This window comes from Candidatus Saccharibacteria bacterium oral taxon 488, from assembly GCA_005697215.1.
Classification (GTDB): Bacteria; Patescibacteriota; Saccharimonadia; order Saccharimonadales; family Saccharimonadaceae; genus Nanosynbacter.
The window spans coordinates 1-14,603 of record CP040003.1; the positions used below are offsets into that span (position 1 = coordinate 1).

10 protein-coding genes are annotated in these 14,603 nt (G+C 49.7%); 2 read left to right on the forward strand and 8 right to left on the reverse strand.

What is annotated here, in order from left to right; genetic code table 11:
* Together dnaA and dnaN are read left to right on the forward strand one after the other, a co-directional pair.
* On the forward strand, positions 1–1,347 hold the full coding sequence (gene dnaA, locus FBF24_00005; protein QCT40296.1) for a chromosomal replication initiator protein DnaA: 1,347 nt from the start codon (positions 1–3) through the stop codon (positions 1,345–1,347).
* Positions 1,348–1,607: 260 nt separating this feature from the next.
* Complete coding sequence (gene dnaN, locus FBF24_00010) at positions 1,608–2,708, forward strand: DNA polymerase III subunit beta (GenBank protein ID QCT40297.1); 1,101 nt, start codon at positions 1,608–1,610, stop codon at positions 2,706–2,708.
* Between the two features lie 3 nt (positions 2,709–2,711).
* Here the strand turns inward: dnaN and FBF24_00015 are convergent, their stop codons facing one another.
* The 8 genes from FBF24_00015 to FBF24_00050 form a co-directional block, all read right to left on the reverse strand.
* Positions 2,712–3,236: a hypothetical protein gene (locus tag FBF24_00015; GenBank protein ID QCT40298.1), complete on the reverse strand. Its 525-nt coding sequence runs from the start codon at positions 3,234–3,236 to the stop codon at positions 2,712–2,714.
* The gene (locus FBF24_00020; protein QCT40299.1) at positions 3,226–4,554 is read right to left on the reverse strand and encodes a hypothetical protein; all 1,329 of its coding nucleotides are present in this window, start codon (positions 4,552–4,554) and stop codon (positions 3,226–3,228) included. The genes FBF24_00015 and FBF24_00020 overlap by 11 nt, the downstream gene beginning before the upstream one ends.
* Entirely contained in the window at positions 4,551–5,003 is a 453-nt protein-coding gene (locus FBF24_00025; GenBank protein ID QCT40300.1) for a hypothetical protein, read from the reverse strand. The genes FBF24_00020 and FBF24_00025 overlap by 4 nt, the downstream gene beginning before the upstream one ends.
* 3 nt (positions 5,004–5,006) lie before the next feature.
* Positions 5,007–8,099: a M23 family metallopeptidase gene (locus tag FBF24_00030; protein ID QCT40301.1), complete on the reverse strand. Its 3,093-nt coding sequence runs from the start codon at positions 8,097–8,099 to the stop codon at positions 5,007–5,009.
* A 15-nt stretch (positions 8,100–8,114) separates the two neighbouring features.
* Positions 8,115–9,977: a DUF87 domain-containing protein gene (locus tag FBF24_00035; protein ID QCT40302.1), complete on the reverse strand. Its 1,863-nt coding sequence runs from the start codon at positions 9,975–9,977 to the stop codon at positions 8,115–8,117.
* A complete protein-coding gene (locus tag FBF24_00040; GenBank protein ID QCT41158.1) occupies positions 9,970–10,407 on the reverse strand; it encodes a hypothetical protein in 438 nt (145 codons plus the stop codon). The genes FBF24_00035 and FBF24_00040 overlap by 8 nt, the downstream gene beginning before the upstream one ends.
* Positions 10,408–11,054: 647 nt before the next feature.
* On the reverse strand, positions 11,055–11,954 hold the full coding sequence (locus FBF24_00045; GenBank protein ID QCT40303.1) for a PrgI family protein: 900 nt from the start codon (positions 11,952–11,954) through the stop codon (positions 11,055–11,057).
* Between the two features lie 24 nt (positions 11,955–11,978).
* On the reverse strand, positions 11,979–14,591 hold the full coding sequence (locus FBF24_00050) for a hypothetical protein (GenBank protein QCT40304.1): 2,613 nt from the start codon (positions 14,589–14,591) through the stop codon (positions 11,979–11,981).
* Positions 14,592–14,603: the final 12 nt, after the last annotated feature.

The following is a 14,603-nucleotide window of genomic DNA, read 5'->3' on the forward strand; positions in this document are numbered from 1 at the left end:
GTGAATAGTCAAGCTATTTGGCAGGGAGTGCTGGGTGAAATTGAAGTTTCAATTCCGCCATCGTCATTTTCGACTTGGTTTAAGTCGACTGAGCTTGACATTATATCTGATAACGAGGTGGCTGTCCTGTCACCCAACCCTTTCGTGTTGACACAACTAGAGAAACGCTATTATCAGCGCATCGCTGACGGTTTGAAACGAAATGGCCTTGCGGTCTCGACGATTCATTTTCGACCAAAAAAGGTGGCCACTCGGAGACAGCGCCTCAATCGCGATGAACCAAGTTCAGCAGCAGCCGCCCAACCGATCATCAAGCAGTCTAAAAAATCAGTAACCAACCTCAACCCGCGCTACACCTTTGACAACTTTATTGTTGGCTCAAGTAATGACCTGGCGCACGCTGCTTGTCAAGCGATTGCCGCTAATCCTGGCACCAAATACAATCCGCTCTATTTGTATGGCGGTTCGGGGCTTGGTAAAACCCATTTGATGCAGGCTGTCGGTAATGAGATTATTAAGCGCCAACCCTCCGCCCGCGTATTATATACCACCACCGAGACCTTTGTTAGTGAATTTCTCGACTCGATTCGCTTCAAGAAAAAAGGATTTTCCGACAAATATCGTAACGTCGATGTTTTGATTGTTGACGATATGCAGTTTATCGCCAACAAGGAAAAAACTCAGGACGAGTTCTTCCACACCTTTAACGACCTACACCAAAACGACAAGCAGATCATTATCAGCTCTGACAAGCCGCCCAAAAGCATCCCTACCCTGACCGACCGCCTGCGCAGTCGTTTTGAGTGGGGCATGACGATTGACGTGCAGATGCCTGATTATGAAACTCGCTGTGCTATCGTTACTGCTAAGGCTGGCCTGAGCAACATTGAATTATCCGCCGACGTTGTCGAATACCTCGCCACCAATTTTAAGACCAATATCCGCGAACTTGAGGGGGCGCTCAATCAGCTCCTCGCCTACGCCGAGATGCAGAACATCACACCTGACGCCGAAACCGCCGAGGGGCTACTCGGCAATATCAAGCGCTCTCGCCCGCAACATATCACCGCCAAGCAAATTATTGACAAAACCGCTCGCCACTTTGGTGTTGAGGTCAAGGATGTGTGTTCGCCAAGGCGCGATAAATATATCATGCAGCCACGCCAAATCGCCATGTACCTGCTGCGGAGCGAGCTCAAGATGAGCTTTCCAAAAATCGCCCAGGAGCTTGGCCGCAAAGACCACACCACCGCCATTCACTCGGTTGACAAAATTAGCAAGGAGATGCTTATCAGCGTCAACATTCGTGAACAAATCAACGACATTCGAGACAAGCTCTATGTGTAAAACCTGGGTAAAACGTGCGTATAACCAGCGACAAACGTGTGAACGACTATCCACTAATCTGGTTGCTACCAAATGGGCCAAGCAGTATCACGTGGATAATCGGCGTCTTGTCCACGACACCATACCCAGCAAATCCACCGTCTTTTCCACTGACACAGTGCTACTATTACCCCTGTTTGAACACAATATTTACCCAGTTTCCACAGCGCCTATTATTACTAACCGCTGAATAAAATTAAGAAAGGATTTATAATAAGAATATGAAGCTCACCGTCACCCAAGAAAACCTCGCCAAAGCCCTCACCAGCGTTGGACGCATCGCCGCTAGTCGTAACGAACTAGCAATACTGAATAATATTTTACTACGAACCGATGGCTCTCGGCTGGTCGTAGCGGCAACGAATCTGGAGATCGCTTCTACCCAGTATGTTGGCGCCAAGGTCGAAAAGCCCGGCTCGATAACCATCCCGGCCCGACTAGTGAGCGAGTTTGTCGCCAGCCTGCCGAGTGGTACGGTCGAATTGGAGGTCAAGGACGAGCACCTACACCTGACCGCAGACAAGTTTTCGTCAGTTATCAATGGCGTCGTGGCGGATGAGTTTCCAGAGCTACCGACGGTGGACGAGAAGACGGCAGTGCGACTGGATATGAGTGCGGATGAGCTAAAAAAGGCGGTTTCGCAAACCATTATCGCGACGTCTAGTGATGCCACACGGGCAGTGTTGACTGGTGTGTATTGGCATACCTACAATAGTGAGTTGTATCTAGCGGCCACAGACGGTTATCGGTTGGCGGAGAAACGGCTGATGAAATTTGACGGCGAAATTACAGCCATCGTGCCAGCATCAACACTCCAGGAGGTGCTGCGGAGCCTCGACACTGAAACAAGTGACGTAAGTTTGTTTTTTGATGAAACGCAGGTTGGGTTTCGGACGGATCACTTAGAGATCGTGAGTCGGCTGATCGATGGCAAGTTTCCCGACTATCGTCAACTGATTCCTAAACTCGCCGAGACCGATGTAGTGATTAAGAAGGCTGATTTCCTGCGCATCACCAAGGTCGCTAGTCTATTTGCGCGCGAATCGGGTGGCGGTATTACCCTCACGGCTAGTCATGAGCAGGCGCTATTATCAATCCATTCAATCGCTTCGGAACTCGGCGAGAATACCTCTGAGGCTAGCGCCGAGGTGTCAAGCGACGGCGAAATTACGCTTAATTCTCGCTATCTGATCGAGTCACTTGGCGCTACTGATGGCGATACTGTCACCTTCTCGTTTAATGGTAAACTGTCGCCATGTGTCATCCGCGAGCAGACCCCTACGCCAGATTGTATGCATATTGTTATGCCGTTGAAGCGCTAGATACTAGGAAAACTTTTTGTATTCGGCGATATTTTTGCCATCGGTAGTTTCGAAAAGCAATACCTTTTTTGCACTACCATAACCTGCCGACAAATCTAGTGGTGTGATCAGCTTCACAATAATGTAATGGGAGTTATCGAGGTATACATTAAACTTATAGGTAGTGGAATTAGTGTTATTACCAATGGAAAATTGCACACTCCCCTTTTGGATGCTAACTGTATCGGTGATTTTTTTGCCAAACTTGTTTATAGCAACGAAACTAATGTATTCTTTGATAAAATCAATATCGCTATCTTGGACAGCCTCTTTTGTTAAAAGCGATACTCCAAGAATGAGTATCTTATCTCCTGTTGCGCCACCTGTTGATTTAGTCGGCACCACCTCTCCCGATATCTGGTCGGTGTATTCATCACTTCTTGCCCTGTTATCATTTGTGTATTGTGCATACAATACAATGACTAGCAGAGTAATTACCACGACCACAACGGCTATAAATGCTCCAATAAATATTTTTCTATTTAGCATACAATGCTCCTATATGTAAATGTATATACTTTGCTACGTCGTCTTGGTTATACTCACCAAGCACCTTGCGATTTGCGCCATCTTTGGTGCTACCTGCAGGATCACCGACAAGCCATCTATTGTCGTCAAGTTTTTTGTAGATCGCTATGACATGGCCTCCGCTAGTAAAGGGGCGTGACCCCCTCCCGGAGGTGTATATAATCGCCCCTCTATCAAGGGCTGCATTAATTCTGTCCTTGCGACCAGAGGCACCGCCAGACTCGACATCAATATTTTCACCACGAAGACCGTATTCTTGCTGCATCATCTTTTGGATATTGTTGGTATTACTACCAACCCCTATAATCTCACCACCGTATTTTCTAACGTTTGCTACAATTGAGTCGGGTGTAATTGACTGTTTTTTAAGAGTTGTTAGTATCATCGCCGCCGATACGACACCACATGCTGATGTACAGAAGTTGTGCGACGAATATGGTAAGCTGCTCCACGGACCTTCACACTGAGAATATGCGGCAAAGTTGCCCGGAAAAGCGGCTGGTTCGCATGATGTTGTCGTCGTACTGTCTCCAAGATAAGCGAGTACGGCCAACGCCCCTGGGTTTCCGTTTGTAAGGTGTCCGGCCTGGGAATGTCCGCCGAACGGGTCGAGAAACCTCCATGAACCGCCGATATGCTCGCTATCGATGCCCTGCATAACATATCCAGATTTATCGTAGTCGAGGCCAGCTTTTTTGTAGAGAAAACCCCTATTATAAGCGAGAAATGCGCGACCCTTATCTTCAGTCTTCATTGATTTATTTATGGTTATTCCGTAGACCGACTTAGCCATTTCTTGAAAATGTTTTGCTGCCAATATAGCATCCTCCTCAAGGGTGTTACCGATTCTCACCCCATCAACACTCCAACCCTTTCCTAGTTTTTCTCCGTCAGCTATACTTCTTGTCGGATCCATACTACCTTCGCGAAGGTGAAGCGCTGCTAGCATGGTTGCTGGTACGCCCGTTGCTGCCTCTCCTTTGGCGTAGGCTGCACCATTCTGCTTAAATTTTTCCTTCACCCCAAGTTTGTCAAGCTTCTCTATGGTTTCGGCGGGTAGTTGCGATTGAGCTTGTGATGTAGAGCTAGATGTTGTTGTGGCTGCTGACGCTCCTTGACTCGGTGTATCTGCACATGAGGCGGCCTCTTTCTTGTTGAGAAAGTATATAGAATTACTCATGTACGATCGCTCATCAAGAGATGATGCGGTGAGTGGACTAAAAAGGGATATATATATATATATAATAATTATGGTTGCGGTATATATTCTATGTTTCATTCTGGAAACTCCTTAGCTAAATCACTTGGTACGTCACTTGGCAGCATGTCTCTACCTATTGCCCTATCCGGCTGGGCGATAAGCTTGAGCGTATATGATGATGATGACGAAGCCTTGAATATACAAAAAAACCTACGCCCATCTGAATATGGATCTTCATCAAGAAATGTTATGGTGGCAGTAAACCAATCATTGGAGTAATATCGAATACTGTTTGGTTCAGTGTATATGGGGCGGTCTTGATCTGATGAGCGTATATTATAATTATTATCTCGGATAGCTTTGTTTACAGAGGTTTTGAGCATTTCTAAATTAACGCCAGATTTTTCAATATTTACTGCCGTCTTGTCTGGTTGTCCTCTGAATATAAGTATATGTAGGCAGGTAATGGTGGTTGTACATATTAGTATAATGATAGATATGGTAATTAATTTATTTCTACTGGTCATGATTTATGTACACTTATAATTATTTGGTGCTTCTTTTGGTAATACATCCATCGGGTTAAAGGAATTCTTGAGTGATCCATATGATGGATGGTCGTCTGAACGTGATACTACCATGTGTAGATGAACTTTTGTTGCACCCCCAACAAAGAGCCTACCAGTTAGACCACCAACCCCAACCACCTGACCCGCTTTAACGGATTGACCAGCAGACACACTGTAACTCGTCAAGTGCTGGTAGGTGTAGTAGATACCCTCAGGGGTTTTTATGCGCACGGCATTACCTCCTGCCCCATAGTTTTTCGCCCAAATAACCTCACCGTCGTGTGCGGCATAAACGTTTTGCACCACGGTAGAGTTCATATCCATTCCTGCGTGTACACCCAGTGATCCGACATTACGACCCCAGCACGGTCCTGGGTCAACCTTCTGATTCATCGGCCACACCCACCCGTCACGGCTTGGTGCGCCACTGAGGTTTCCGCTATCATTAGACCCGGACTGCCCTGATGACTGCTCGTCTTTTTTGTTGCCAGCCTCTTCTATGTAGAGATTACTTTCCTTGTCGTCGGCTGCCGTTGCTAGTAGTCCGCCGACAACTTTTTCAAGGGCACACGGGTCGGTTTTTTTGTAGGTGTGGAGTAGCTCACCATCTTCGAGGCTGAGACTGTCTTCCCTGGCCTTGGCGCTAGCGGTGCAGTATTCTTGGGTATAAGTGCCCGGGTCGACACTGAAGGTTGAGCTGTCGGCGTAACCGTAGTTTGGAATACCGAACGCCTTGAGGGTGTGTATGTCTGCCGTGCCGGCCTTTGCTTTTTTTGTGGTGCTATTAACTATAGTCGAGGGGGTATTAAGGAGGAATTGTAGCGCCGACGAGCCACTAGTCGGTATTTTTGCCAGGAGCTGATTAGCTATAGAACCCTGCAAAGATGGGTTGAATAGTTTTGCGAGCATTGGCTGTGCGTCGAATTCCTCTTTTTCTTGGCGGTTCTTGTGCTGAACAATTGACGCCAACTGTTGGTCGGATAGAGCGGCTCCGCCAGCACCATCGGTTTTGCCGGACGGATTGTCTTTATTTTGTCCGTGCGCCATAGACTCGTTGCTGGTTGAGTGTAGAGCGGCAGCAAGTGCCTCATAGTTTGATACACCTGATGCTCCAACTCCAAGCGACGGAAGGGGGATTATTTGACCAATCATCCACTGGACGAGTTGCTGTAGTTTTTCTACACCAAAACTAACGCCCGGAAGGTGTTTGACAAGATCCCAAAGGGGGCCGGTTATTGTCGAGGTGATGTCATCCAGCGCCTTAAAAGCTTGCCCGATGGAACTATTCCAAAAACCGGCAACTGACGCCAATCCCCTCCACCAAGGATTGTTTTTTATCGTTGTAAAATCACGAACCATTTTATTCTCAGGACAAATTGACTCGCCCGGTGGCAGCTTGGTATCTACCTCCTCTCCGGCTTCGTTTGTACACTTTCTTGTAATACCTTTCGACAGACTGGCAAGGATTGGCGAAGCTGCCTCTGTCGAAGGAAGCTGGAATAGCTGGAATAGTGGTGACCTTTCTGCTCCGTCAAACATTTTACTTGCAACGGCGAGAGTATTCATGTCTGCACTACCGTCCTTGATCTGATCGGCGGCAACCATTGGACTGGAGTCTTCATTAAAGGCAAATGCTGTAACCGCCTGTGTCATAGCATCATAAAATATAGCCTCAAGCACTCGTCCGTCAATTGCACCAACCGCCCTAAACGCCATATCAATCCAACCGACAACCGCAATTGGTCCCAGCACCTTCTTGATGAGCTCTTTTGAGATAACCTTTCCGAGTGAACCATCTACCTCGCCGTTAATAACACTTTTTGCTGATTCAAGCGATGCCTTGCTGCCTTGGGCTTTTTTGAGTTGTGCCTCGGCTCGCTTGCGCTCTTCGGATCCCTCCTTCGATGAGTTGACCGCATCCTCGGCCTCTTTTATTCGTTTATCAATATCAAAGTCTAGCTTATCGAGCAGCTGCTTACAAGTTGCGACATTTGCCCCCTGGAGGCAGCCGATGTAGGCAGTCATCCTCGTGGACACTCTACCGACAAGCCCCTTGATGATTGACGCCTTAATCTTTGCGGAGACTTCCGTTAAGTTTTTGGCTGTTTTGTCAGGGATAATATTGAAGCGCTTAATGCCATATTTACGCATGAGGATCTTTTTTGATATATAGCGGAGGACATAATTTTTACCATGGGCCTGCTTGACCATATTATTAACAAAGCGCCTGGCTTCTTTGTGTCCATTTAATTCTTTTGATACGTTGCGCGTGAGAGAGCCAACATCCTTGCCGATGTTTTCTAGCGATACCGTGAAACTAGTGGCCTTGCCTCCTAAGCTCGATTTACCAGTTGCGTTAAGGGTTGTTTTGATTTTTCTACCCTCTTTCTCGAATTTTGCGTCCAGTTGCTTGGTGAACCAGTCAGAGTATTTAGTCGATCCGAGGTGACACAACAAACCGCCGCCAGCGCAAAAGACTAGGTTTTTGTCGCCTGGATATGCTTCTTTCATAATTCTCATGGATAACCAGCGCGTGACGATATACTCAAACCGTTGCTCCACGGCGTGCTCGGGGACCTTGGATACTTTACCGATGATCGGTTCTATTAGAGAGCTGAGCTTAAATAAGTTAACGGTAAACGGTGCGGCTATACCAAATGCCCCGAGAATGAGGACGACAGCGATGGAGGCACCCTTATTTTTTTTAAGCTTTTTCATGAAGTTTCTGCTTCTAGAAGATGCTTTGTTCTCTTGTTGAGCCTGAGCGTCAGGATAGTTAAACTCATTCTCCAGATTGGCTAGCGTTTGAGCAGCGTTGGTGCTAGTTTCTTGTTTTTTTTGCTTATCAAACTGACTATTGTCGAGGTCAAAGCCATCGTCCTTCAAGCCCGCCTCTATCTGATCAAGTTTCGCACGATCACCGGCATTTAATTCTGATTCTCCAAGCGCAGCCTGGGCTTGATCAAGCTTAGCCAGCTCGGCAGGGCTTAATCTCTCGTCGGCTCTGTCGTCCGTTGTATAGTCAATCCTCGGCGGTCTTGTTTTTGTTGCCATATGCCTCCAATTATACTACACTGCCCCGTACCCGCCGAGCGGCGTTTCTGATGGTAGTTGATGTCGAGAGATCGGCGAGGTGTTGATGAGTTCGTATTCGGTATCGCTGGCCTGAATCTGGATGTGAACGTGGTTTTGTCCGGCAAAGAATAACCCCTGCCCCACGGGGAAATTGGCGAGGCGTTTTTGCTCTTCCTCGGTTAGCTTAAAGACGCTGGAAAGGACGTCGACGGCGCTGGTTGACTGCTTGAGTAGTAGCTGCATCGACGAGTTAGCAACGATGGCCCGGCCCATCTTGCTACCCATAAAGTCCTCGACGTCCTGGGTGATGGTCGTGAGGCCGAGCTGGTATTTGCGGGCACGCTTGGCGAGAGAAAATAGGAAGTTGGCCGAGTCGTCGTAGCGCATCAGCTGCCACGCCTCATCGACGATCAGCATGCGCCGCTTTTGGTCGGTACGCGTAATGTTCCAGATGTGATTCAGCACAATATACATGGCGATCGGCCGTAGCTCGTCCTCGAGGTCGCGGATATTAAAGACCACCATGGTGTTATTGATATCGATGTTTGATTGCTGACTAAAGATACCAGCGAAAGTACCGGAGGTAAATTTGCGCAGCCGCTGAGCGAGGCTTGGCCCGGTGCCGCCCATATGAAGCAGCGTATCGTAGAGGTCGGCGATAGTTGGCGGTGTCGAATGGTGGGTCAACGGGTCAGCGGTGATGCCGACGCGGGCGTAGGTGTCGATCAGCGCCTGGTCAATATCAGCCTCTTCAGCGGCTGTCAGTCCAGCGATAATCTGCCCGCCCGCCGTCGTCTGTGAGCCGCCCAACATCTGTCGCAGCAAGCCATGCAGCGTCACTAAATTCGCCCTCAGTGCATCGTCTGCCTCATCGGTATCAATCACTCGCGGTAGATCAAACGGATTGATGCGGGTGTCGCTGTTGAGGCTGAGTCGAATGTAGCTACCGCCAACGGCGTCGGACAGCTTCTGGTATTCGTTTTCTGGGTCGATGATCACGATGTCTGAACCAAGCATCATGCTGCGCAGCGCCTCCAGCTTGACCGTGAACGACTTACCAGCACCAGATTTAGCGAACACCACCATGTTGGCATTCTCGAGGGAAAATCGATCAAAAATCACCAAGCCGTTATTGTGCATATTAATACCATAGAGCACGCCCTTGCCATCGGTCAGATCGGCCGAGGTAAACGGAAAGCTGGTAGAAATAGCGCCAGTATTCATGTTGCGGCGAACCTGGAGCTGGTCGGTCAGCTGCGGAATGGTGCTATTGAGGCCCTGCTCCTGTTGGGCCGAGGCAACCTTAGAGAACACCAGCTGCTGGCCAAAAATTGTCTCGATCTTGTGCTGGATAAAGTTGAGCTCATCAATACTGTCGGCATAAATCGTGATGTAAAGGCCAAAGCGGAAGAACTTTTCCGAGCCGATCTGTAACTGATTGCGTAGTTCCTCGGCGTCCTGCAATGCCGCTTCCATCGCTGGGTCGCGCACCTTGCCCTTCTCGGAATTGATGCTGAGGCTGGCCTCAAGCTGAGTCACTTTCTTGCGTAAGTTGTTGAGCACCACCTGGGTGTCAACTGGATAAATGAACATGCTAATATCCAGCACCTCGTCGATGTTGATCACCGAGCTGAGCCAACCGGTGTATAACTCGCGCGGATAGCCGTAGACGTACATGGTGCGCCCATACTTTGAGCCGAGGCGGAAGTGGTCGGATTTGAGCTCGAGACTGCTCGGGGCGATGAAGTCACGCAGGGTTCTCACACCGGTGAGAAAGGCCTGCTCAACCTCGGCCTGCTCGCGGGCCCGCTGTTGGGCGGCGATATCAATGGCGTCCAGCTTCTTTTTCCTAGCCATGTCGTGCTCCTCCATATCCATGTGGCGACTCGCCCTGTCCCTTGCGGACATAGGTTGTCGCCAGTTCATCGGCACCAACACTGAGTGGCTGCTGCGGCGCCACGTCAGGGTTATATGAACTATAGAATAATTCGCCCAGCTGTTTGGTATTAAGCTGCGAACTCTTCACGCCCATCTGAAACAGTCCGCTCATTACTGAATCAACTCGGTTCTTAATTTCATCCTTGGCCTTCTCGTAGGCGGTTTGTTCAATCTTGGTGACGGTGTTGTCTTTCTTGCCGCCAAAAAAACTATCGAACAGACCCTTGGCCTGCTGCTTGATAACTTGCATGTCGCCACTCTGATAATACGGCACCACGATATAAAAATCCTTGTCCATAATATTGGCTTCTTGGGCGAGGACATCGATGAAGTTGATGTAGTCATCCATCAGCACGTTCAGGAGCATATTGTCTTGGTTGCGGCGGATGTCAATCAGGCGGTCGATATACGGCCCGATGTCAACGCGACGCGAGCGAATGAGCACTTGAACCGGAAAATATAACGAATTAAGGAAGTTTTGGTAGCTAAACTCAATTCCCTCACGCTCGCGGCCACTCATCAGATCGAAGTTGATTGACTGACACTGAACAATCGCCCGAAAGCTGCCGTCATTCATGATAATCATATTCTCGCGCATCTCAGAAAATAGCAGCGTGTTCTGAGTACTGGTCGGGCCTTTTTGTTGAGGTTTTGCCTGGTTAGTTGGCTGCTTGGCGGGCTGTTGCGGGGCTGGCTGTGGCTGGTTGGGCTCGGGTGCGGGCGGCAAGTTGGGGGTTGGTTGTGCCGCGGGTTGCGTGCTTGGCGTCGGCTGGGTTGGTGCTTGTGTTTGCGATTGCGATGGTGGCAGCGGGCTGAACTGATCAGGATACTGAGCATACGGTGAGGTTGGTTCTGCGGAGACTGGGTCAGGCCCAGAGGCAATGACCCCTGGCATGGTCGGCGGATTTGACGGTGCACCAAACTGTGGTGCAGTGGCTGCATCTGGTGGATAGTGATATGGTTGCTGCTGCTGATCTGGTTGCATAGACATCCCACCTAGTGAAGCGAAATCACGACTTCCTTATCATGTTCTTTTTGGATGCGACCGGCCTCTCGTTGGAGCGAGGCGACCGATAGATCGCTGTGATTACGCGCTAAGTCCATTATAGCAGGCGAGACGGGTGCTGTGCTAGGGGGCGTCTGGTCGGCGTGGGCCGTCGCGGTCGTCTGCTCGCTGATGGGCGTGATGATGGACTGCTGCATAGTTGGATAGGGGTCGAAGGTCGAGGGTTGCGGCGAGAGGGCTTGGTCGTCTTGGCTGTCTTGGGCGGTCTGGGTAGTCGGGGTGGTTTGGGCTCGCTGCATTTGCTGGACAATGTCATCATGACGCTTTTCGTCGGCCCGCTCAATGAGTGTTTCAAAGGCGCGGGCTGTCTTACTGCTTGGATCAAGCGGGTCTTGGGCAGTCTGGGCCTCGTTGTACCAATCCGCCTGCATCGAGCTGTTCATCACCGAGCTGTTTGGATTATCGACGCCGCGCACCGACCAACCGTGCGTGTCCACCAGCGTCGCCAGATATGACAGCCGGCGATTGACCTCGGCCTGGTCATACCCCTTGCCGTATTGCTTTTCCTCAACCCGCGGGGCGATCACCTCGACCATTCGCTCAATGCCATCAGCTCGCCACAGTCGCTGCTTGGGCTTAAGGATGAACGAAATAACCGCTGCGAGGTAAACCTCCATCGGCTGATCCTTGCGCAGCGGCAAGGCTAACGCTCCGAAAAACAGTGCAACCGGCACCGGTATAATCGCCAGCGGCGGCAGCACCGAGAACAGTCCCCACGCCAGCGCAATCATGCCGATCGCGACGATCAAGAAAATAAACTGCTTGAAGCTAAACGGCCCGAGCAGCTTGTCTTCAGCTTCCACATCTTGGGGAACTTTGTAGACGGCCATTAGGTATTATTATAGCAGATTAGCTTAGGTTTCTGTTGGCGGCAGATACGAAAGGGCCGCCTCCATTCGCTTAATTGCACCGATACTTTCGCCAATACGACCACTGTACTGCGGAGTCGTCCGTACTTCATTTATTCGATCGCGCAGAATCTGAAGATGCTGTTGTGAAATTTGTCCTCGGAAGTTCGAATTTTCAATCATATCGGCCAGGGTGTTAAGATAGACGGCGTCTTGTGTGACCAGGCCCTCGGTCGACAATTTATCCTCGCTAAGCGCCTTGATGGTCGTTTGGGTGATAAATTCTTGGCCAGACCATGGCATATTATTAATCTTAATCTTATTAGCAATTGAAGATCCGATCCAGAACGGTCGTGCCGGGTTGTTCTTGAGAGCGTCGCCAGCTTCCTGGGCAAGGGCATCGTCAAGGTGGGCAAAGTCAAGCTGGCTGGTCAACGACTTGATAGCCTTAATATTCTTACCGCCAAGAACACGACGAAGTGACGCAGCCTTGACATCCCTGGTAACGGTGATGCCCTTGACTTCGCTACCGATAGCGCCAAGAGCCATATCTACCATATCAAACTCATCGGCATTGTATCGATCAAGCAAGCGATTTGCGCTCTCGACGCCTTCGTTGTAGGCATTGCTGAGCGTTTGTTCTGCCATGGCAATTGCTCGATCGGCACCGCGACTGTCACCGAAGTATATTTGTTCGACTTGTCCAGCCAGATTGCGCATCGTCTCGTTTTCTTTCAGTTCATTTGCCCATCGATCATCGGCAACACGCTGCGATGAAGCGTTCTGCAGGCCCTGGAGAGCCACTTGCTGCGCCGCTCCTCGGGCACGCTCCAAGCTTTCTTGGAACGACGAAGACAACTCATTAGTCTGGGTAGGCTTGAGTGCCCGCATCGACTTATAATAAGTGTCAGCCGCTCCCTTAGAAGCCTCAGCCTGCTCAGACCATGATTGTGCTTGTGCGTATCGGTCAAAGGCGGCGGAATTAGACATCAGATGATTGCCCCAAGCGGCCTCTAGCCGACCCTCGATAGCCTTTTTGTCTTCGTTAACCATCCGTCGGTATTGATCAATCTTAGCATAGGAACCAGTCCCCTTTCGTATAACATCAGATTCATCTTGCAACTCTTTGAGCCTATCCTTACGGTTTTGCGATGATTGCGCCAGTCTGCGTCGCCATGCTGTTGGGGTGAATTTGCTATCTGGACGTTTGTTGAGTTTTTTACGTTTCGTAATCTCGCTCTGCTCTTTTGCCCAGTTCTTAGATCGGTCGAATAATCCCTTACTGCGGTCATTGACGAGACCGGTGAATTTGCCGAGGAGTCCGCCGCCCAACTTGATCATCAACGGCGTCAGGGCGAGTGGCGCGATCTGGACTGCCATACCGAGGATATACATCACTGCCCCGTTCGGGCCCGCGGCATTTTGCATAATGACTGAGCCTGCCAGCTGTGCCCCACCGAAGGCTGCCGCAAACCCCGGGAAGAATATCAGCATCGTCAAGAAGATATCCTTCCACTTATCAAACCACTTTTCTGTGCCTGGCAACAAGTAAGCCACAAAAGCCAGCGGTGAAATGATAATCAAAATAACAATTAACGCCTGACGGGCGGCCATAATGATAACAACGAGAAGAATAACGAGTCCAATGCCACATAAAAGCGGCACAATAAAAGGAAGTAGCTCGGCCCGCATGACGATTCCGGCAGCCAGCGCCGCACCGCCGGCAGCGCCTCCCAAAATCTGGAAGGTGACCTCTTGCCAGGTCATTGGTTCAGATGCTGGTGCAGATCCGCCCAGGGTGGCGACTGTGTTACGAATATTCATAAACATATCTTGGAGTGCACTTCCGGCGATGTTTGACAGGTCGAGGAGTATGGCGCAGACGTGGAACGACAAATTGACTAGTACCGCCGCGACAATTAAGCGAGGCAACATCTTTTTGATGCCATAATTGGAGATGCCCATAGAAGTAACTTGTGAATAAATAATGACTATGAACATGACGATAAAGATACCGTTGGCGATATTGCGAACGATATTCCAAGCCAGAAAGATGCCACTGGTCTGATTACCCGTCTGAAGCGGCGGCACCACGAGAAAGCTTTTAAGCACCCCAAACATCCAGTCGATGGAGCTAGCTAACCACGCCGAAACGGGACAAAGGATCCAGCCGATGCCGCCAGCAACTTCACACGAAGACGCAGAGTTTTGGCTCGGAGGGTCAATTGATAGTGTGGTCGATTCTTTCTTTGTGTAAGTGTTTGGCGAAGTGTACGTGAATGTTGTTAGGGACACTGAGGTCATTGATCCGAGATCGCCTGTTGATGGAAAGTGAATTACGCGAACGTCTTGATTATTGGCCACAGTTTTCTTTGACATGTAGACCACTTGGTCAGACCCTAAGTTAAGGGCCTTTAGTTTGTCGACGTCGGAAACTCGCTCAAAGGTTTCGTTGTCGTAAGATATTTTGCTACTATCCCACTTTGCGTCCGCCGCCAACGCCTGGCCCGAGGTTACGACCGTACTCAAAAAAACACTGACTAGGAGGCCCACCGCCAGCAATATAAACCATTGCAACCATCGCATCGACGATCGCTTTTGTGAACGTAACCACTCCATTACTGGTAATGG

Bases quoted from the DNA above. Each gene is read 5' to 3' on its own strand.
- dnaN (QCT40297.1), top strand. From the start codon at position 1,608: ATGAAGCTCACCGTCACCCAAGAAAACCTCGCCAAAGCCCTCACCAGC.
- FBF24_00015 (QCT40298.1), bottom strand. From the start codon at position 3,236: ATGCTAAATAGAAAAATATTTATTGGAGCATTTATAGCCGTTGTGGTC.
- FBF24_00020 (QCT40299.1), bottom strand. From the start codon at position 4,554: ATGAAACATAGAATATATACCGCAACCATAATTATTATATATATATAT.
- FBF24_00025 (QCT40300.1), bottom strand. From the start codon at position 5,003: ATGACCAGTAGAAATAAATTAATTACCATATCTATCATTATACTAATA.
- FBF24_00030 (QCT40301.1), bottom strand. From the start codon at position 8,099: ATGGCAACAAAAACAAGACCGCCGAGGATTGACTATACAACGGACGAC.
- FBF24_00035 (QCT40302.1), bottom strand. From the start codon at position 9,977: ATGGCTAGGAAAAAGAAGCTGGACGCCATTGATATCGCCGCCCAACAG.
- FBF24_00040 (QCT41158.1), bottom strand. From the start codon at position 10,407: ATGGATGACTACATCAACTTCATCGATGTCCTCGCCCAAGAAGCCAAT.
- FBF24_00045 (QCT40303.1), bottom strand. From the start codon at position 11,954: ATGGCCGTCTACAAAGTTCCCCAAGATGTGGAAGCTGAAGACAAGCTG.
- FBF24_00050 (QCT40304.1), bottom strand. From the start codon at position 14,591: ATGGAGTGGTTACGTTCACAAAAGCGATCGTCGATGCGATGGTTGCAA.